The sequence below is a fragment of the Nostoc foliaceum FACHB-393 genome, assembly GCF_014698505.1.
Classification (GTDB): domain Bacteria; phylum Cyanobacteriota; class Cyanobacteriia; order Cyanobacteriales; family Nostocaceae; genus Nostoc; species Nostoc foliaceum_A.
The window spans coordinates 118297-136737 of the sequence record NZ_JACJTD010000009.1 but is presented as its reverse complement, the minus strand read 5'-3'; the positions used below and the strand labels follow the sequence as shown (position 1 = coordinate 136737).

At 41.3% G+C, this 18441-nt stretch carries 17 protein-coding genes and 1 pseudogene; 9 read left to right on the top strand and 9 right to left on the bottom strand.

Translation table 11 applies throughout. The features are described from left to right. Positions 1–13 precede the first annotated feature (13 nt). The 6 genes from H6G92_RS10560 to H6G92_RS10535 form a co-directional block, all read right to left on the bottom strand. A complete protein-coding gene (locus tag H6G92_RS10560) occupies positions 14–373 on the bottom strand; it encodes a DOPA 4,5-dioxygenase family protein (protein ID WP_190893538.1) in 360 nt (119 codons plus the stop codon). Beyond that, positions 373–1122, bottom strand: a complete 750-nt coding sequence (locus H6G92_RS10555; RefSeq protein WP_190893535.1) for an SDR family oxidoreductase — start codon at positions 1120–1122, stop codon at positions 373–375. The genes H6G92_RS10560 and H6G92_RS10555 overlap by 1 nt, the downstream gene beginning before the upstream one ends. A gap of 30 nt (positions 1123–1152) precedes the next feature. Next, positions 1153–1362, bottom strand: coding sequence for a hypothetical protein (locus tag H6G92_RS10550; protein WP_190893532.1), 210 nt, complete (start codon positions 1360–1362; stop codon positions 1153–1155). Between the two features lie 247 nt (positions 1363–1609). Further along, a complete protein-coding gene (locus H6G92_RS10545; protein WP_190893530.1) occupies positions 1610–2221 on the bottom strand; it encodes a thioredoxin family protein in 612 nt (203 codons plus the stop codon). 89 nt (positions 2222–2310) lie between these two features. After that, on the bottom strand, positions 2311–3363 hold the full coding sequence (locus H6G92_RS10540) for a sulfonate ABC transporter substrate-binding protein (protein WP_190893528.1): 1053 nt from the start codon (positions 3361–3363) through the stop codon (positions 2311–2313). Between the two features lie 245 nt (positions 3364–3608). After that, on the bottom strand, positions 3609–5096 hold the full coding sequence (locus H6G92_RS10535; RefSeq protein WP_190893526.1) for an amidohydrolase family protein: 1488 nt from the start codon (positions 5094–5096) through the stop codon (positions 3609–3611). Between the two features lie 527 nt (positions 5097–5623). Between H6G92_RS10535 and H6G92_RS10530 the strand changes: the two genes are divergently transcribed. The 3 genes from H6G92_RS10530 (at position 5624) to H6G92_RS10520 (ending at position 7870) form a co-directional block, all read left to right on the top strand. Further along, positions 5624–6943, top strand: a complete 1320-nt coding sequence (locus tag H6G92_RS10530; RefSeq protein WP_190893523.1) for an MFS transporter — start codon at positions 5624–5626, stop codon at positions 6941–6943. Positions 6944–6964: 21 nt separating this feature from the next. Continuing rightward, positions 6965–7270 carry a hypothetical protein gene (locus tag H6G92_RS10525; RefSeq protein WP_190893521.1) on the top strand — a complete coding sequence of 102 codons (306 nt, stop codon included), beginning with the start codon at positions 6965–6967 and terminating at the stop codon, positions 7268–7270. A 90-nt stretch (positions 7271–7360) separates the two neighbouring features. Beyond that, positions 7361–7870, top strand: a complete 510-nt coding sequence (locus H6G92_RS10520) for a pentapeptide repeat-containing protein (protein WP_190893519.1) — start codon at positions 7361–7363, stop codon at positions 7868–7870. A gap of 122 nt (positions 7871–7992) precedes the next feature. On the opposite strand, the gene H6G92_RS10515 is transcribed toward H6G92_RS10520, so the two are convergent. The 3 genes from H6G92_RS10515 to H6G92_RS10505 all read right to left on the bottom strand — a co-directional run bounded on the left by H6G92_RS10515 (position 7993) and on the right by H6G92_RS10505 (position 11783). Beyond that, entirely contained in the window at positions 7993–8760 is a 768-nt protein-coding gene (locus H6G92_RS10515; protein ID WP_190893516.1) for an ATP-binding cassette domain-containing protein, read from the bottom strand. Positions 8761–8820: 60 nt separating this feature from the next. Beyond that, entirely contained in the window at positions 8821–9648 is an 828-nt protein-coding gene (ssuC, locus tag H6G92_RS10510; protein WP_190893514.1) for an aliphatic sulfonate ABC transporter permease SsuC, read from the bottom strand. Between the two features lie 287 nt (positions 9649–9935). After that, entirely contained in the window at positions 9936–11783 is a 1848-nt protein-coding gene (locus H6G92_RS10505) for an iron uptake porin (RefSeq protein ID WP_242059084.1), read from the bottom strand. A gap of 819 nt (positions 11784–12602) precedes the next feature. On the opposite strand from H6G92_RS10505, the gene H6G92_RS10500 reads away from it, so the two are divergent. From H6G92_RS10500 to H6G92_RS40810, 6 genes and pseudogenes are all read left to right on the top strand, one after another. Further along, entirely contained in the window at positions 12603–13424 is an 822-nt protein-coding gene (locus H6G92_RS10500) for a class I SAM-dependent methyltransferase (protein WP_190893512.1), read from the top strand. 65 nt (positions 13425–13489) lie between these two features. Then, positions 13490–14854 (top strand): LLM class flavin-dependent oxidoreductase, encoded by a 1365-nt coding sequence (locus H6G92_RS10495; protein ID WP_190893509.1) that lies wholly within the window; start codon positions 13490–13492, stop codon positions 14852–14854. Between the two features lie 235 nt (positions 14855–15089). Next, on the top strand, positions 15090–16619 hold the full coding sequence (locus H6G92_RS10490; protein WP_190893507.1) for an amidohydrolase family protein: 1530 nt from the start codon (positions 15090–15092) through the stop codon (positions 16617–16619). Between the two features lie 91 nt (positions 16620–16710). Beyond that, complete coding sequence (locus H6G92_RS39320) at positions 16711–16848, top strand: hypothetical protein (protein WP_242059083.1); 138 nt, start codon at positions 16711–16713, stop codon at positions 16846–16848. Continuing rightward, positions 16805–17248, top strand: a pseudogene (locus tag H6G92_RS40815) (carboxylesterase family protein); the annotation flags it as partial. The gene H6G92_RS39320 and the pseudogene H6G92_RS40815, both read left to right, overlap by 44 nt. Positions 17249–17410: 162 nt before the next feature. Next, positions 17411–18409: an aldo/keto reductase gene (locus H6G92_RS40810; RefSeq protein WP_190893627.1), complete on the top strand. Its 999-nt coding sequence runs from the start codon at positions 17411–17413 to the stop codon at positions 18407–18409. Positions 18410–18441: the final 32 nt, after the last annotated feature.

Sequence of the window (18441 nt, the reverse complement as noted above, 5' to 3'; positions counted from 1 at the left end):
ATGCAGAGGATTTTTAAGAGGCGTTGGGTTTGATGCGTTGTAGAAAATCGATGTTTAAATATAGCTTATTTCCTAGCCATAAAGAATGTGCTGTATGATCTGTGACATCATCACCCGTCTCAGGGTGGACGAGAATATCTAACCCTTCACGGTTGAGCATTAACCAGGAGACAACTTGCGTAAATTGGTTTGGTGAAAAGGCAACTTGATACATTGCTTGTGGATGCGGCCCAATGGGTTGATCGTGCCAGCGTCCAAGTTTTACTTCAAATCTAGCTCCTAATCCTTCACGTATACGGGCAGCAGTCTCACGAGTCTCGGTATCGTAGTAGACATGAGCATGAAAACCAGTGATAATACTATTTTCTTTCATTACCGTTCTTGCTGAGTCGGTCGAATGAGAATTTCATTGACATTAACGTGGGGTGGCTGAGTTACAGCATAAGCGATCGCCCTAGCAATATCCTCACTTTGCAGTGGTGTAATTGCTTTGATTCGTTCTTCAACATTTTTTTTGGCTACAGGATCAGTGACATGATTATTGATTTCTGTCTCTACCAAACCAGGTTCGATGATGGTGACGCGGATGTTATCTTTCAACACTTCTTGCCGCAAAGATTCTGAAATAGCATTCACACCCCATTTAGTTGCGTTGTATATCCCGACACCTGCACGCGCTAAACGACCTGCCACTGATGAAATATTGACGATATGCCCACCACTTTGGGCTTTGAAAATTGGTAGAACGGCATGGGTAGCATAAAGCAATCCGAAGACATTAACATCAAACATCCGCCGCCAGTCTGATGTGTTACCGCCATCAATATTACCTGTCAAGGCTATACCTGCATTGTTCACTAAGATATCGACTCGCCCTAACTCTGCATTTGCTTTTTGAATTAGATTGTTGGCTTGAGTTTCGTCGGTGATATCAGTAACAATAGGTAAAGCCTGACCACCACTGGATTCGATTCGTTTTGCTACTGCTTCCAAGCGATCGCTTCTTCTGGCTGCAATTACCACTTTTGCCCCTTCTGCGGCTAGTGCGATCGCTGTAGCTTCGCCAATTCCCGAAGAAGCTCCCGTAATAATTGCTACTTTATCTTCTAATTTCCCTGCCATAACTTAATCCTTTTTCTACGAGTCTCATTACTATCTAAAAGCATCTATAACTGTTTGCAGATATTGCATAGAAGCTGTTTCTGCTGAAGAATGCACAACCAACTCTGGTTTGTTTAATCCTTCCCGAAACTGACGATATAAGTAAATGCTGTGTTGAAACGCTTTGGCAATCTCAAAACTATCGTATTTCATCGGAATAATCTGCTCTAAAAAGCCTCGTTGTGGTTCGGGAATGGGCATAGTAATCCATCAAAATATTGCTGAATTTCGTTAGTTTAGCCTGTGCTGAGTGAAGTCATAACTATTCAGACATTTCGCACTTTTTATGTGTGCTATCTTATGGAGATGAGCTTTTAACTCAGCACTCTTCATAGTAATTGAAGATGGCTAAAATTACAGCAGTCTTTTGATTAAGAAACTATATCTATCGAACTGCGATACCTTCTCTACGAGAGGCTAGGCCAACGGTGAGCTTCTCTACGAGACGCTACGCGAACGCTAAGGCAGAATTCTTATAATAAACAGGTTCATTACCTGGCTTCCATTTGATATTACAACCAATACTAGGCTTTTGTTCCCAAGTCACAGCCCGACCTCTCAAGACAGTTTCAATTGCAGCCCGCAAGTCTTTTCCGGTTACAGGTATTCCGTTTTGTGGACGGCTATCATCTAATTGTCCTCGATACACAAGTCTGCCGGTAGCATCAAATAGAAAAAAGTCAGGAGTACAAGCTGCAAAAAAGTTCTTAGCAGCCTCTTGAGTTTCGTCAAAAAGCAAAGGATAAGCTAAATCTAACTCTTGTGCAAAGGCTTTTAAAGATTCCGGTGCATCATCAGGATGGGTAGTAGCATCATTAGCACTAATTGCCACAATTCCTAGATTTCTGTCCGTATTTTGTATATAATCTTGACCTAGTTTTGCTAATTCAAATTTGATGTGCTGCACGTATGGACAATGACGACTTAAAAAAATTACTAGTAAGGCTTTTTCTTTGGCAAAATCAGAGAGTGAAATCGTTCTACCTGACACTACATTTGGTAAATTAAAATCCGGCGCTAAAGTACCTAAAGGTAACATTGTTGAAAAAGTCTTTGCCATAAAATAAAAATCCTTTAATTATTCAAAACAACAGTAAAAGCGGCACGTTGATTGTACATTTAATCACGAATTACTAATTACCTAAAATCCTATTTCTGACTAATCATGGTTTTAGGTGTGATAGCTGCATATTGCTCAGGTGTCAGCATTGCTTCTTTTACATCTATGGATTTAGGAATTACTTTCTCTTGGGTAAATAAATCTGCAATTTGCTGTTGACCTGCCATAATTTCTGGAGTAATAGCTCTTAAGCCGTAAGTTCGTCTTTTAACCATTTCTGCAATAATATCCTCATCAATTTTGAGGTGAGGAGCAGTTATGTTGACAACTTCGGCTTGGTTTTGTTCAGCCCATTTGTCTACTTTACCTATCTCCTCAAGCACTAATCGCACTAATTCTGGATTCTCTGTAGAAAACTTTCGTGAAGCCATGTAATATCCACCCTGAGTAGCGATACCCCCAGCATTTCTCAAAACTCTGGCATTTGCAGTTTTCTGCGCTAACGCTAAATGAGGGTCCCACGTTACCCAAGCATCAATTTGCCCTTGAATAAAAGCACCACGCGCTTCAGATGGGGGCATACTCAGAGCTTGAACATCACTATATTTTAAACCGACTTCTTCTAAAGCTTTAACTAGTAAGTAATGAGACGCTGAACCTTTTTGAAAAATTATTTTTTTCCCTTTAAGGTCAGCTACGCTCTTAATTGGTGAATTTTTTTGAACTACGATACCACTGCTTTCACCTGTGCCAGGGCTACGGTTAGCAATATAAACTAAAGATGTACCAGCCGCTTGGGCAAATATAGGGGGAGTCTCTCCGACAGAGCCAATATCAACTCTACCTACATTCATCGCTTCCATTAATTGTGGGCCTGCTGCAAATTGTGCCCATTCCACAGAAACACCCAAGGGTTGTAGACGTTTTTCTATTCCCCCTCTCAATTTAATGAGGTCTCCAGCACTTTGATATCCGATGCGGAGAGTTGTTGTTGTAAAGCCATTTGATTTATTTTCTGTAGTTGGAGTTTCGACAGAGCAGCTAATTAAAGTTGTCGAAATAGCCAATAATCCAGGCACTATCAAAAATGAGAATCTCTGAAGCAGGTTAACTTTTGGAAATACTTTAGATGAAAATCTCATGAAATTTTGGTTCGTTATCACTTTGATGGGAATGGTTAAAATTCTTCTGTGGCGTAAATGCAAATAATAGTGATCCTTTACTCCTCATTTTTCAGATAGCTAATCACGATAAAATCTGAAAATAAACGATGAAAAAGATTTATTTTCTTATTGCAAATTCTCTTTTTCAAGATAAGAAGGTGGACATTAACCACCTTCAGGGTAGATAGCAGAGTGAGTCATTGCATTAGGTACACAAACTTGTCTTAAACGCGAGTATTAGCTATTAAATATTCTTCTGCTGCTTTCTCGATCGCTGTACCCTTGAAAAAGTCACGATTGAGACTGGTGTACAACTCCAAAGGATGGATAGATAAGAAGTGTCGCAAATCTTCTTCGCTGAGGATACCGCGTTCTACCATGCTGTAAGCGTTGGAGGTAACCGCTGTAATATCAGGTACATCCCAGTGACCAGAATCAGAACCCAAGAAGGCTTTTACTCTGTCGCCAAAGGGATTGGCTTTTTGATGGAAGGCATAAGCCACACGGGTATCGTCTGATTCTGTACCAAAGTAGAAGTGATTGAGGAAGCGATCGCGCACATCTTCAGCTTTGGTAATCCCCGCCGCCGCAAATTCGTTTAATTCGCCAGGATCTTCAGGTGCAAAGTATTTACCGTGGAAACCTAAACCACTACCAATTTCATCGAAGCGATTTTGAAATTCTTTGCCACCATACTGAATGAACAATTCCCGTAATTCTTCCCGATTCACATTACCAGGATGATTGTTTTGTAAAATCTCTGGGTTCCGAGTTTCCCAATGCCAAATAATATCTGTATAAAGGCTAGCTCCCCAAGCAGAACCACCTTCTAGAAAAGCAAATCTGAGAGAGGGGAAACGATTAGTCACACCACCAAAAAACAGTGCTTTACAAAAAGCTTCAGCAGCCGAGGCAAAATGTCCAATGTGATTATATTGGTAGTTGGAAATCGAACGGCGAGATGTCCAACCCATACCAGAGGCGTGAGTAGTGGGGACAACTTTTAGCTCTACGCACTTCGCCCAGAAGGGATCATAATCGTATGCACTATCCAAGGCAAAATTATCAATCCAGGTTGCTTCTCTTTGTACTTCTTCAGGGTATTTCTCGAAGCCAGGGATAACGCGGGTAACATAACCGGGAATTTGAATTGCTTTCAATCCCAGTTCTTTGACTGCATATTCCAATTCTTCTATCCCTTCTTCTGGCGTGTTGAGAGGAATAGTAGCAATGGGAGTTAAGCGATCAGAGTATGGCCGGAATATATCTGCATGATAGAGGTTGGCTGCACGGCAAACTGCCCGACGCATTTCTTCGTTTTTAATTTGCGGTGCTAAGGTTGCCAAGTTGGGATATAGTACAGCAAAATCTGTCCCAGCTTCTTGCAAGCGTTCATGTAGTAGCTTCGGCAAGCTAATAGTAGCAAGGTTTAAAGTATCTTTCGTGGGACGACCCCAAAACGGAGGACGAGCAGTGCGGTAAGTATGACGTTCTTCCCAAGTTTGCTGGAACCAACGATAACGTCCAGCACCGGGTAAATGGTCTCGGAAACTATCCGCAAGTTTAGCACCACCCACCTGAGCTAAATATTCAAGAAAAGCTGGTTCAAATTCCTGGGTATGCACATCGGTATCAATGATGGGATAACCTAGTTGCTCCCGAATTTGTGCTGAACGAGATTTTTTAGTAGGACGTTCAAGTGCAATTGTCATAATTACGCCTCCATAGTTAAGATGACCGTCAACTTTGAGCAAAATCAAGCTAGCTTTACGACCAAGCAAAAATCAAAATTTTCAACTCGATATCAACTGGAGTTGTATTACTGTATTCGCGTTCTCACTGATTACTCTGTGTGTACAAGACTTGTACCAAAAGCCATAAATACTATTTATCTACCGATTTATCGTAGATTTAGTTGGTATTATTGCACAGTCACAGCTACAATACAAGTGCTTAGGAGCTAAAGTATACGTAATCCGCAATTTAAGGTACACTAATTCTTAGTAAAACTAAATATATTATGAACATAGACTGGGAATGAGGCTACACAAGCATTTTGGCTTTTCTTTTCTTAGTGCCATTCGTCTCAGCATCCTTCTCAAGATATATTAAGCCTGCTAACTTTACGTTTAACTAAATTTAAGTATTCCTAAATTATCTGAATAATTGCGAAGAAAATAGCAAAGTCAGTGAACTTTTCATCCAAAAATTGGCTCAAGTCTCTTTAAGGAAAATATTGATGCAAAAAAGTAATAAAAAAATCTCTGAAGTCAGCAAACTATTATTTACTTATTGGGATATTCCACCTGCTTTAAAATCTCCAAATGTTTGTTTTTTCGTAATTGGAGAGAGTGTATCTTTTTTTGGCTCTTGGATGACTCAAATCGCTCTTGTATGGATGGTTTATCAAATCACTAATTCAGTCATGTTAGTTGGCATAGTTGGATTCACCAATCAATTTATGGGGTTAATTATTACGCCATTGGTAGGTGTGTATCTAGATCGCTGGAATTTACGTTATGTATTATTAACCACTCAGTTAGTATCCATTTTACTATCTTCTACTCTTACTGTTCTCACTATTAACAGTCATATTACCGTTACGTGGATTATTATCATCGGTATCATGCAAGGAACTGTCAAAGCGTTTGATCTGCCAGCACGGTTGGTAACTATTCCTAGATTGGTGGATAACAAAGCAGATACTTACAGTGCTATTTCTATTCATTCATTCTTAATTAATACAGCAAAGTTTGTCAGTCCTATGATAGGAGGTTTCTTACTTGCTAGATTTGGAGCAGCTTCATGTTTTTTAGTCGATAGTATCAGCTATATACCCTTTGTTTTTGCTATATTAGCTGCACAAATTAAATCAGTTTCTAATAAATATTTACTAAAAAACACAAATATTTTCCAAAATTTAAAAGAAGGTTTTACTTTTGCTTATGATTTTCTCCCCATTAGGTATGTTTTAACTTTACAAATTTTGATTTGTTTCATGGTCATGACCCACGTTAACCTCATACCTGTTTTCGTCAGGGAAATATTAAATGGTAATGCAGAAACTATGGGATTTTTAATGACTGCTTCCGCACTGGGTTCGATAATTGCTGGACTTTATCTGATTTTAAGGAAACAAGCTACAGGATTAGTAAACGTCATAGCGTATTCTGCTATGGTTTTAGGTTTAGGTTTAATACTGTTTTCTCGCTCTAATAATCTACAGACTTGCTTAGTATTAATTTTCATTGTCGGAATGACGAATACGCTTACATTGGCAGCTATTAGTAACTTTGTGCAATTAATTTTGGTAGATGAAAATAAAAGGGGTAGAGTCACAAGTATATTCACAACAGGCTTTTTGGGAATATTACCTTTTGGTAATTTATTTTTTGGAGGATTAGCAAGTAAAATAGGAGTTGATAATGCTTTATTTTTCGGTGGTATCTGTTGTTTAATAGGAGCTATCTTTTTTGTAAATAAATTACCAAATATAAAAAATTTAATATCTCAAGTTTATGTAGAATTGGGTTTAATTACTCAGCCCAATAGAGATTAAAAATAATATAAATAATGCTATTTGACTAATTTAGGTTTTTACCTCTGTGTTCTCCTTTTAGGCACTCTTCCCTTTGGCACGCTCCATGTAGCTTGCTTCTCTGGAGGAGAACGAGAACACCTTCGTCTTTGGAGACGCGATCGCGCGAATTGCGATCGCAGTTTTTACAACGGAGGGAACCTCCGCAATGTACTAGTCTTGCCAAGATTAATGTATTTCATGTTTTTTACTCCACTAATGTTGAATTTGAATGATGTCTGTCAGCAACAAAATTTCACATCACTTTATTTTATCGATTTGAACAAAAATAATATTTGTTTTTATTGATCAACTTACTTTACAGTAAATATCAACCACTAGATGAACAATTTCTATAAAGCTAAAGTCGAGATTGTGAATTTGAATAGCGAGGCACTCATGAAGAAATCAATTTCTCAGAAATTAACTAATTGGATAGTAGCAGCCGTATTTTTGATACTTGTGGCAGGATTTTCTCTGCTCGAACAACCTACTGCTAAGGCTCAATCACTAACACCACCCACAACTATAGAATCTGCACCAGCTCCTGTAACATCTGTAGTTGAGAACGTTAGACATTTACTAACAACCAATGAGTGTATTGGATGTAACTTAATAGGAGCAAAACTGAAGGATACAAACCTGCAAAATGCAAATTTAGAGAATGCGAACTTGCAAGGTGCTGATTTAGAACGAGCAAACTTACAAGGGACTAACTTGCAAGGTGCAAATCTTCAAGGTGCTGATTTAGGCAAGGCAAGCATCATAGGCGCAAACTTAGAGAATGCGAACTTATTTGATGCGGATTTAGAGAAGGCCAATCTTACTGGTGCGAATATAGTCGGAGCAAACTTCCAAGGAGCTGATTTGGAAAAAGCAATTACACCACTGGGATTGATGACTCAGTAAAAAATCCTTAGTTATGGTACAAAAAACTAAGTTAATATCTCTCTTTTTGACCCCAATTACCACCCTTGGTAGTTGGGGTTTTGTTAATTTACTAGATGAGATATCCACTTAAAACTGGAGTATTAATGACTCATTTGCAATAATTGATGTGCGTGAGTACCTTCATTATTCATAACTTGTTCTAGTACTGCTTCCCTAATATTTACAAATACTTCACTAGCTCTGTCTCGTGGACGCGACAATCTTACAGGTAAATCTAACGCAACCCGTCCTTCTTCAATTACTATCACTCTGTCTGCTAGTGCTACAGCTTCTTCCACATCATGGGTAACTAAAAATGCCGTAAAGCCTCTCTGTTGCCACAAATCTTCGATTAAATGTTGCATTTCTAGGCGAGTTAACGCATCTAATGCTCCTAAAGGCTCATCAAGTAGTAATAAATGTGGTTGACTTACTAATGCTCTGGCTAATGCTACCCGTTGTCGTTGTCCCCCAGATAGTACATACGGCCATTCGCCAGCTCTATCTTTGAGTCCTACTTGTTCTAATACCCACGCAGCTTTTGCACGCCAATTTTCTTGCAAACCCAGACCCACATTATCTATCACACGTTTCCAAGGTAGTAACCGGGGGTCTTGAAACATCACTCGTACAGAATGACTGAGCTTGCGTAGTGGTTCCCCATCTAACAATATGCCACCTGTCGTGGGTTTATCTAACCCTGATACAAGGCGTAGTAGAGTACTTTTACCGCAACCACTGCGCCCTACAATAGCAATAAACTCTCCTGGCGCTACTTCTAGATTCAATGAGTTTAAGACAGTTTTATTTCCAAAAACTTTGCTTAAACCCAAAATTGTAAGTTGTGAACCTTGTATATTTGAAACCATTTTGATTTTTCCTTTTTTTAGAGATTATCGAGCGATTCAATTATTGAGTATTTGGGACTTTTACCCAGCAGATGTGTAATTGGGATTCCATGATAAAAACTTATTTTCTAGAGCCTTAGCAATGGAATTTGCTAGTTTACCTAGTAGTGCATAGATAACAATACTTAACACCACAACATCCGTTTGCATAAACTCACGGGCGTTCATGGCCATATAACCAATGCCGGAATCGGCTGCAATTTGTTCAGCAACAATCAACGACAGCCACATAATACCCAAGGAAAACCGGACACCAATTAAAATCGAAGATAAGGCTCCTGGAAAAATAATTTGCCACAAAAGCTGGGATGTATTTAAGCCATAAACTCTGCCCATTTCAATAAGTTCGGGATCTACACTACGAATTCCATGATAAGTATTAAGATAAATTGGAAAAAATACACCTATAGAAACTAGAAATAATCTAGCTTGATCACCAATTCCAAACCATAAAATTACTAGCGGAATTAATGCCAAGTTGGGAATAGTACGCAGCATTTGCAAGGAACTATCCAGTAATTGTTCTCCAATGCGAGAAAACCCAGTGAGTAATCCCAAAATAAAGCCAATTCCGCCGCCAACGATAAAACCAGATATAGCGCGTGCGGCACTGATTCCCATGTGTTGGAAAAGCTCTCCAGTTGAGGCTAACTTAAATGCCGTAAAAACTACGCTACTTGGTGCTGGAAGAATTCTGCTGGAAAGTAAACCAGTTCTGGAAGCAATTTCCCAAAGAAGTAGCACTGTAAAAGGCACTAACCAAGGGATGATTTTATCGGCGAATTTGTTGTTGAATATTGCTTCTAGGGATTTTTCGCTGCTTTTAGTCTTTTTCAGAGTAATAGTCATAAGCTACCAATTAGTTGTTTTATGAAGTTCTCATTAACGCCTATTTCGTGAATAGGTTTGGTGTTATGTATGTTTGTTTTACCGAGACAGGGACAGGAAGCAAGGAGAACAAACCCAAAAAATTACCTTGTCGTTTGGGTATTTCTTCTTTAAACTACTACATATTGAGCGAATTACCGTAGATTAAAGACATCTTACACGAAATTAAGTAAAAAGCAACTCCCAAGAAGAAGTGGGGAATATTCCTTTTTCAGCTTTGGCTATGGGATTTTCCTGTGAGTTGCTGACTAGAAAGTAAAGGTAGTGCGGAGAGAACCCACCCAAATCTGATCGTTAGTATCATTATGTTCGGGCTTGGTAATTAGATACAAGCTAGGGATAATTCGGATGTTGTCATTTACCCTATAGGAATAAAAAGTCTCTAAATGCAAAGAGGTATCTTGGTCTTGTCGGAGAGGGGCTGCGGGTGTTGGGCGATAATTACTGCTAGTCACCTTAGGCGGTACACCAACGATAATTCCACCTACATTGCCTTCTTGAAACAAGTCTGGAAACGCAAGAGTGAGCGCACCATTAATAATAGTTGCATCACTATCACCATTGGCTAGCTGATTAGCTAGGGTATAACCAAACCAACCACCTAAATGAAAGCGACGACTAGCTCGCCAGTTAAATTGCAGTCCGAAGTTATCAGTAGTGGTAGCGTTTTGTCCAAAAGGATTTCTAGCAAACACACTACCTGTCCCACCAGTAAGATTAAAAGCTCCAGTACCAAAGTATTTACGGGCGTAGGTAAGACCAATATCTAGCTGACGAGTAGGTGATATGGTCAACTGAGCTAGTGCGAGATGGTTGCCATTGAAGAATCCATTACTGTCACCTTCTGGGATATTGGCTTGATCATCATTAGTTATGTAACCTGCGTTTAATTGCAATTGATCGCTGAACTTGTATGCGAAAGCTGCGCCAGCACCATCAAAACCAGGCCGGTAGATAGTAGGGTTGAATGCTGCGAACCTGGAAGCAGCACCATTTAGCCCACCAATTGAGGCGTTTAAGGTTGGTGTAAAAATGGCTGGTTGCAGCGCTCTAGCTCCTACCCAGACAGTACCTTGGCTACCTACTGGAAAACGATATACTAACTGACTTAGATATGTTCCTTCTCTACCATCGCTATCAAAGGTAAAACGGGTCATTGCAGTTCCCGTAGAGCTTGTCAAGTTAGGGATGGCGCTACCAAGTGTCAATAGCGTTGTGAGTTGATCTCTACCAGTAAAACTAGTTTGAAAATTTAATCTGGCGCGGTAGGCAAGAAAGGTGTTAGTGCTATCTTCTGTATCATTGGCTGGGGTATTGTTGGCCTGATCGCCAAATGTATCAGCCACCAAAAATATCGCATCACCTACCAATTTGGTGGTTGTAGAAAACTGATTGGCTTCTACCTCAGATGTACGTTGTTCCAAGGTATCAAGCTTACCTCGCAACGCTGTCAGTTCGGATGCAAATTGTTCTCGTAAATTTTGCAAAGCAGCCAAGTCTTCTTTTGTAACTAAGTTTTGGGTGCTAGTAGCAATCAACTCGTTGATGCGATCGAGACAAGCATTCAACCCAGCCGCAAATTCGTAGCGTGACAAGGCGCGGTTCCCCCGGAAATCACCGCTTGGGTATCCGGCTATGCAACCATAACGCTCAACTAAAGACTGTATAGCTTGAAATGCCCAATCTGTAGGTTGAACATCAGATAACTCAGAAACAGATGTAACTTGTCCTAGAGGTTTGTCTTGATTTGTTAAAGTCCGCTGGGAGAGTAAACTTTTTTTTTGGGATAGGGAAAAATCTGGCGTTTTGATTATTTCTGCATTGGCAATTTGATTAAATCCAGCCTGAGTCGGTTTAATAAGGAGAGTTCCGCTGTTTGGGGAAATTCCTCTAATCTCTGATTTTGGTTCAGATATATTTGGCATTTCAGCAGCAAGTGCGGCTGACGAAAAGATAAAAAATCCATTCAAAAAGGCTGGGATAACTAGCCCGTAATTCCACAAAACATTAAACATTAGTTCTTGAGTTATGCACAGAAAATTAATAAATCTTTGATCGCTAGCACCCCACAGGATTTTTACATCCCGATTACACATCTTTTTGCGGACAATATTTCTCAGATAGATTGCTTTACCGAGGTTTATTGATGAAGAAGAACTCAGAAGTCAGGAGAAATTCTCTACCAGTGACTGATAAATTCTGGTTGACAATTATTCTTTTTTAAAACTCCATCCCTTTATGGATGGAGTTTTCATCGATTCTGAATTCTGGTTTACGAACAGCTTTTGGCAAAGATAAATGGTGTTAAAAGATTACAGACGAGGCAAGAAAGGCTCACAGTGGGATGTTCTGAGAACTGTGTCAACCTAAATTAGTAGTTACCAGTAAATTACTAAAAGCTTATCGGTATTTAGGTGTTTCGCTATTAATTCTGGATATTTGCATAAAACAAAATAAAAAGCAAGTCTCTTAAGACATATTTTTACAAGATTTTATTGGCAAACTTGTGTTAAGGGCACTTGCATTTTTCTGGGAAGTATGAAAAGCTTTGTTACAGAACAAAATACGGTAAATCAATCAAGTTATAGTATTTTGTGAGAAATCCACTACAGCATTTCATTTACTGGCTGACTGAAAAGTAGACTTTCATCTAATGTATACAATTGATGACGACTACTTAGCCAGAGCCACAGAACAATATTGATGGGGTAAAGATTGATCGTGTACTTAGCGCAAGTAGTAATGAAACCCCTTATCAATGTTCTAAATGGTTTAAACAAACTTGAGAAGAACGTCGGAATTATCGGAATACGCGGACTCTTTTCTGGATTTGTCTTACCAACAGAGACTAGAGAAATCTTAAGAATAATTTTCCCAATCCCTAAATATAGATTGATTAACCAAAAAACCAACTTATGACCCAACTGAAAACACTTCCTACCTATGACCCAACATTATTTGAGGGTGCTGCTGAGGTTTACGCTCAATACAGAACTAAATACCCACCTGCTGTATTCGACAAACTAACCGAAATTTTTCATCTTAATGGTCAGGGACGACTGCTTGATTTGGGTACTGGGCCAGGTTTAATTGCCATTCCCCTCAGCACAAAATTTCAGGAAGTAGTTGCGATCGATCCCGATCCAGAAATGCTCAAAGAAGCGCAACGCCAAGCAGCAGTTGTAGGAGCAAATAATATTACTTGGCTAGAACAAGGCGCAGAACTGATTAACCCTAGTTTAGGGGTATTTAAACTAGCTACCATTGGCAGAGCCTTTCACTGGATGGAACGGGAACTTGTACTAGAGCGCCTTTATGAATTGTTGGCAGATGATGGTGCTGTAGCACTGCTCAATACAGGTGATAATCCTTGGGTAAGTTCTCTACCCTGGAAACAGGCTGCCATAGAAGTAGTGAAAAAATGGTTAGGTGAGGAGCGACGAACTGGACAAAGAGGACAAGGTACTCGTAAACCGATTGATCCTCCCCATGAAGTTGTAATTGCCAATTCAAAATTTGCCCGCCAAGAAGTGTATGAAGTGCCATTTGAAAAAGCCTGGACAGTCTCTAGCTATCTTGGCTACTTGTACACCACAGCCTTCTCTTTGAAAATTTTCTATGGCGACAAAGCCGAAGAATTTGAAGCAGATATCAAAGAAGCATTACTAGCAGTTGAGCCTTCTGGACAGTTTACAGAAGAACTCACAGCAACAATCCAAGTCGTTTGGAAGCATTAACTTGTATTCATTTCGACTTTTGACTTCCGCCTTGCAGTACTATCTATCCAAAAAAATAAAAGCAGATGAGCAAAACACGTAAGTTTCGTTTAGGAGCATTTATTCAAGCCACTGGACATCATGTTTCTGCCTGGCGTCATCCAGATGCACAAATAGATGCGGGTTTTAATTTCGAGCATTACAAAGAAATTACCCAAACCGCTGAACGTGGCTTGTTCGATGCAGTTTTTCTGGCGGACAGCCCAGGAGTTTGGGGTGGCGATCCTCAAACGCAAAGACGCAACGGTAAGCTTGTCCATTTCGAGCCGGTGACACTCTTTTCGGCGTTGTCTGCTGTAACTCAAAACATTGGTTTTATTTCCACTGCTTCGACTACCTATGAAGAACCTTACACTCTGGCACGGAAGTTCGCCTCGCTAGATCACTTAAGTAAAGGCCGGGCGGGGTGGAATGTAGTCACCACAGGTAACGAGAATGCCGCACTTAATTTTGGTCTTGAGCATCACCCGGAACATAGCCAACGTTATGAACGTGCAGAAGAGTTTGTAGAAGTGGTGAAAGGGTTGTGGGATAGCTGGGAAGACGATGCTTTTATCCGTGATAGAGAATCTGGTATCTATTTCGACTCGGATAAACTACATATACTCAACCACAAGGGTAAACATTTTTCTGTCAAAGGCCCCTTGAACGTTGGTCGTCCACCTCAAGGTTATCCGGTGATTGTGCAGGCTGGAGCATCGGAAGCTGGACGGGATTTAGCTGCGCGTACTGCTGAGGTAATCTTCACCGCCAATCAAACCCTAGCCGATGCCCAGGAATTTTACGCTGATGTCAAAGGTCGGTTGGCGAAATATGGACGCTCTCCAGACGATCTGAAAATCATGCCTGGAGCTTTCCCAATCATTGGCCGGACTGAAGAAGAAGCCCAAGAGAAATACGAATTTCTGCAATCGTTGATTCATCCTGATGTAGCTTGGGGTATTTTAAGGAACTATTACAAAGGTGTGGATCTGTCGAAATACTCTTTAGATGATATAGCTCCTGAACTACCAAGCGACACCAACAATAATAAGAGTCGTCTGAAATTAGTCAGGGATTTAGCTACTCGTGGGACTCTCACACTACGTCAGTTGTATCTGTCTCTGGCTACTGCACGAGGTCATCGCACCATCCTTGGTACTCCTGAAAGTATTGCTGATCAACTAGAGGAGTGGTTTAACAACGGTGCAGCAGATGGTTTTAATATCATGCCGCCCATCTTGCCTACAGGGTTGGATGACTTCGTTAACTTGGTCGTTCCCATCCTCCAGAAACGCGGACTGTTCCGTACTGAATACGAGGGTAGTACTTTGCGGGAAAACTTGGGGCTACGTCGTCCGAGTAATCAATTTGCTGTCAAACAAGCGAATGAGAGATTGGTTTTGGCGTAAATAAATAGGATTCGTTCGTAGTAAGAACTTTAGTTCTTACTTGCAGACACTAGGTTAACTTAGGACTAAAGTCCTTACTACAAGCAAAAAGAGTAGTGAGTTTCGAGTGCTGTAGATGCTCTTGTGGTGAGTCAGTGCGCGATAAATATCAACTAACTCTCGTTTGTTTTGTTCTACTCAGCACCCATAACTCATTTCTCAGCACTACTTCTGTCATTTATTCAAGGAAAAAATCATGACTGAATATAGCAGATTAAAAACTTCCCGTTCTGCGGCAATCAAAGCAAACCTTGATTATCCGATAATTGACACTGATGTTCATACCAATGATTTCACTCCGGCGCTTGAGGATTACATTGCTAAATATGGTGGCTCAAAACTTGTAGATGAATTACGCAAGGCGGAAGCTTCTCGTCTTAATTCCAAGAGCAATGGTAAAGACTGGTATCAACAAACTCCACAAGAACGCCAGTACAACCGCACAATTCGATCGCCTTGGTGGGCGAGAGTAACCCGCAATACTTTGGATCTTGCTACTTATACTCTTCCTGAACTCTTCTATGAGCGTCAAGCGGAGCAGGGATCAGATTATTCGGTACTGTTTCCTAACAATGTTCTTGCACCAGCTGGAGCAAGTAAAGAGAACCGTCAAGCACTGCAACGGGCCGTCAATCACTATCATGCTGACTTGTATCGGAAATATAGCGATCGCTTGACACCTGTAGCTGGTATCCCGATGGGTAATCCTCAAGAAGCTGTTGAGGAGCTAGAGTTTGCAGTGAAAACACTAGGACTAAAAGTGGCGAATATTCCTGGTGGTGTGAAACGGCCAATTAAGGCGATCGCTGATAAATATCCAGCAGATCAATATCCTGAAATCGCCAAATATGCCTCCTACATTGACTTTTACGGATTGGATAGTGAATACGACTACGATCCATTCTGGGCAAAAGCAGTTGAATTAGGTGTACCCATTACTACCCATTACGGCAGTCAAGGTTGGACAGGACGCTCCTCCATCAGTAACTACATGAACAACCATATCGGTCATTTCGCCGATGGTTCCCAAGCATTTGCCAAAGCATTGTTCTTTGGTGGTGTTACCAAACGTTTCCCTCTGTTGCGTGTAGCTATGCTCGAAGGTGGTGCAGACTGGGGCGCACACGTCTACATTCATTTAGTAGATCGTTTCTCCAAGCGCAGCCTGAAAGGACTACAAAACTACAACCCAGATAACGCCAATTCTGATGAATTGTTCGTATTGTTCGAGCGTTTTGGTAGCGAGTTCCTGCAAGAACATCCTCTGAGTAAAGAGGAACTGAAAAAGAGTGTCTTAGGTTCTTCCTTCAACCGTCATAGCCGCTCACCCGTTGGTAGTGAACTAGAAGATTTTGCCGCAGCCGGGATTGAAACAATTGAAGACATTCGCGATCGCTGGGTAAATAGTTTCTTCTTTGGTTCCGAGTCTGACGATCGCACCATCGCAGCTGCATTCAACGACAAAGCCAATCCCTTGGGTGTGAAAATCAACGCCATTTATTCCTCAGATGTTGGTCACTGGGATGTACCAGATTTGACCGATCCACTAGCGGAAAGCTGGGATTTGGTACAAGAAGGTGTGATTTCTGAAGCGGACTTTAAGGCTTATGTATTCAATAATCCTTACAAGTTCTATACCCAAGCCAATCCTGACTTCTTCAAGGGTACGGCGGTTGAATCGAAAGTACCTACTCCCCAAGAAGACAAGAACCTTGTAGTAGCTTAAATCTTTGCCAAGGCATTGAGATGTTACGAGATACCCGACTTCTTTAAGAAGTCGGGTATCTGACCACCAAACATACAGAGGAATTATAACTATGGCTATCGAACACCGTTCTGGTTTATTTCCTTATTTATTATCCCGCGTCTCTGATGATGCCAACAAACCCGCACCCCTTGTATTGTTTTTGCATGGCGCACGCGATTCTCTACGAGACGCTTCGCGAACGCGGTAATGATCTAAATGTGCTGCTCAAATGGGGTTTACCTCGTTTCGTAGATGAGTCAAGCTCGTTACCTTATGTCTTTGTAGCTCCCCAACTTCCTGAAGGACAAACCTGGGTAGATCGAGAATCTGACATAATTGCTTTGTTGGATAATCTCATCACCTCCCAACCCATAGATCCGTCCCGTGTGATTTTATCTGGATTCAGTTTAGGTACGGCTGGGGCATGGCATATCGCTGCTTCTCACCGCGATCGCTTTGCTGGTCTGGTAGCAGTATCTGGTCGTGTACCCAAAACATTAGAAGCAAGCCAACTAGCTGCCCTGAAGGACATTCCTATCCAAATATTCCAAGGTGGAAAGGACGAAAAACTGCCGATTGAGGATGCACAGCAGATTGTCGATATCTTGCGCGGACTGGGGGGAACAGTAGATTTTACCGTCCTGCCGGAAGGCGATCATTTTATTGCCGATGAAGTATACAGTGACCCGAAATTGCAAGAATGGCTGATTTCACAGAGCCGTCGTCAAGCGTCTATAGTAGCCCAAGTAGAATTCCTTTCCTCTTCTAACATGACATTAGCAACAACTAAACTCGGTCAAACTGGATTGACTGTTTCCCGTCTCTGTCTCGGTACAATGACTTTCGGATTCCAGACAGATGAAGAAACTTCCAGACAAATCCTTGACAGCGCCGCCGATGCTGGCATTAACTTTCTCGATACAGCCGACGTTTATCCTCTTGGAGGTGGACTAGCTACTGCTGGAAGTACCGAAGAAATTATTGGGCGCTGGCTCAAAGGCAAACGCGAACATTTTATTTTGGCTACCAAAGCTGTAGGTAAGGTTGGCCCTGCACCTTGGGATCAGGGTGCTTCGCGCAAACACATTTTGGATGCGATTGATGCTTCCCTCAGACGGCTGGGAACGGATTATGTTGACCTATACCAATTGCATTCTGACGATGCCTCAACCCCTCTTGATGAGACTCTGGAAGCATTGGACACGATAGTTCGCGCTGGCAAGGTACGTTATATCGGGGTTTCTAACTTCTTGGCTTACCGACTCGCCCGCGCCTTGGGTCGCGCCGATGTGCGAAATCTGACTCGCTTTGTTTCGATTCAACCCCGCTACAATTTGTTATTCCGTGAAATCGAGCGAGAACTCTTGCCTCTAGCCAAAGAAGAAGGATTGGGTGTAATTTCCTACAATCCCTTAGCTGGCGGTCTACTCACTGGCAAACACAATCTCACTCAAGGCCCCGCCACAGGGACTCGTTTCACCTTGGGTACTGCCGCAGAACGTTATCAAGAGCGTTACTGGCGCGATCGCGAATTCAATACTGTCGAAGAATTACGTACAGTGGCGGAATTCGCTGGATTGTCACTCACTACCCTAGCGGTGGCTTGGGTACTGGCTAATCCCATTATTACTGCTCCCATTATTGGTGCTAGCCGACCGGAACAACTTGCTGATACTCTCAAGGCTGTAGAACTCCAACTCGATGACAATTTGAAACAAAAGCTAGACGACATTACCGCCGAATATCGTAGGGGAGATTCTCTGCGTTAAGGATTATCGGCCTAGAAATTTGGTCGTTCAGA

Excerpts from the sequence above, each read along its gene's own strand:
- H6G92_RS10560 (WP_190893538.1), bottom strand. The coding sequence starts at position 373 with ATGAAAGAAAATAGTATTATCACTGGTTTTCATGCTCATGTCTACTAC.
- H6G92_RS10555 (WP_190893535.1), bottom strand. The coding sequence starts at position 1,122 with ATGGCAGGGAAATTAGAAGATAAAGTAGCAATTATTACGGGAGCTTCT.
- H6G92_RS10550 (WP_190893532.1), bottom strand. The coding sequence starts at position 1,362 with ATGCCCATTCCCGAACCACAACGAGGCTTTTTAGAGCAGATTATTCCG.
- H6G92_RS10545 (WP_190893530.1), bottom strand. The coding sequence starts at position 2,221 with ATGGCAAAGACTTTTTCAACAATGTTACCTTTAGGTACTTTAGCGCCG.
- H6G92_RS10540 (WP_190893528.1), bottom strand. The coding sequence starts at position 3,363 with ATGAGATTTTCATCTAAAGTATTTCCAAAAGTTAACCTGCTTCAGAGA.
- H6G92_RS10535 (WP_190893526.1), bottom strand. The coding sequence starts at position 5,096 with ATGACAATTGCACTTGAACGTCCTACTAAAAAATCTCGTTCAGCACAA.
- H6G92_RS10530 (WP_190893523.1), top strand. The coding sequence starts at position 5,624 with ATGCAAAAAAGTAATAAAAAAATCTCTGAAGTCAGCAAACTATTATTT.
- H6G92_RS10520 (WP_190893519.1), top strand. The coding sequence starts at position 7,361 with ATGAAGAAATCAATTTCTCAGAAATTAACTAATTGGATAGTAGCAGCC.
- H6G92_RS10515 (WP_190893516.1), bottom strand. The coding sequence starts at position 8,760 with ATGGTTTCAAATATACAAGGTTCACAACTTACAATTTTGGGTTTAAGC.
- ssuC (WP_190893514.1), bottom strand. The coding sequence starts at position 9,648 with ATGACTATTACTCTGAAAAAGACTAAAAGCAGCGAAAAATCCCTAGAA.
- H6G92_RS10505 (WP_242059084.1), bottom strand. The coding sequence starts at position 11,783 with ATGTGTAATCGGGATGTAAAAATCCTGTGGGGTGCTAGCGATCAAAGA.
- H6G92_RS10500 (WP_190893512.1), top strand. The coding sequence starts at position 12,603 with ATGACCCAACTGAAAACACTTCCTACCTATGACCCAACATTATTTGAG.
- H6G92_RS10495 (WP_190893509.1), top strand. The coding sequence starts at position 13,490 with ATGAGCAAAACACGTAAGTTTCGTTTAGGAGCATTTATTCAAGCCACT.
- H6G92_RS10490 (WP_190893507.1), top strand. The coding sequence starts at position 15,090 with ATGACTGAATATAGCAGATTAAAAACTTCCCGTTCTGCGGCAATCAAA.
- H6G92_RS39320 (WP_242059083.1), top strand. The coding sequence starts at position 16,711 with ATGGCTATCGAACACCGTTCTGGTTTATTTCCTTATTTATTATCCCGC.
- H6G92_RS40810 (WP_190893627.1), top strand. The coding sequence starts at position 17,411 with ATGACATTAGCAACAACTAAACTCGGTCAAACTGGATTGACTGTTTCC.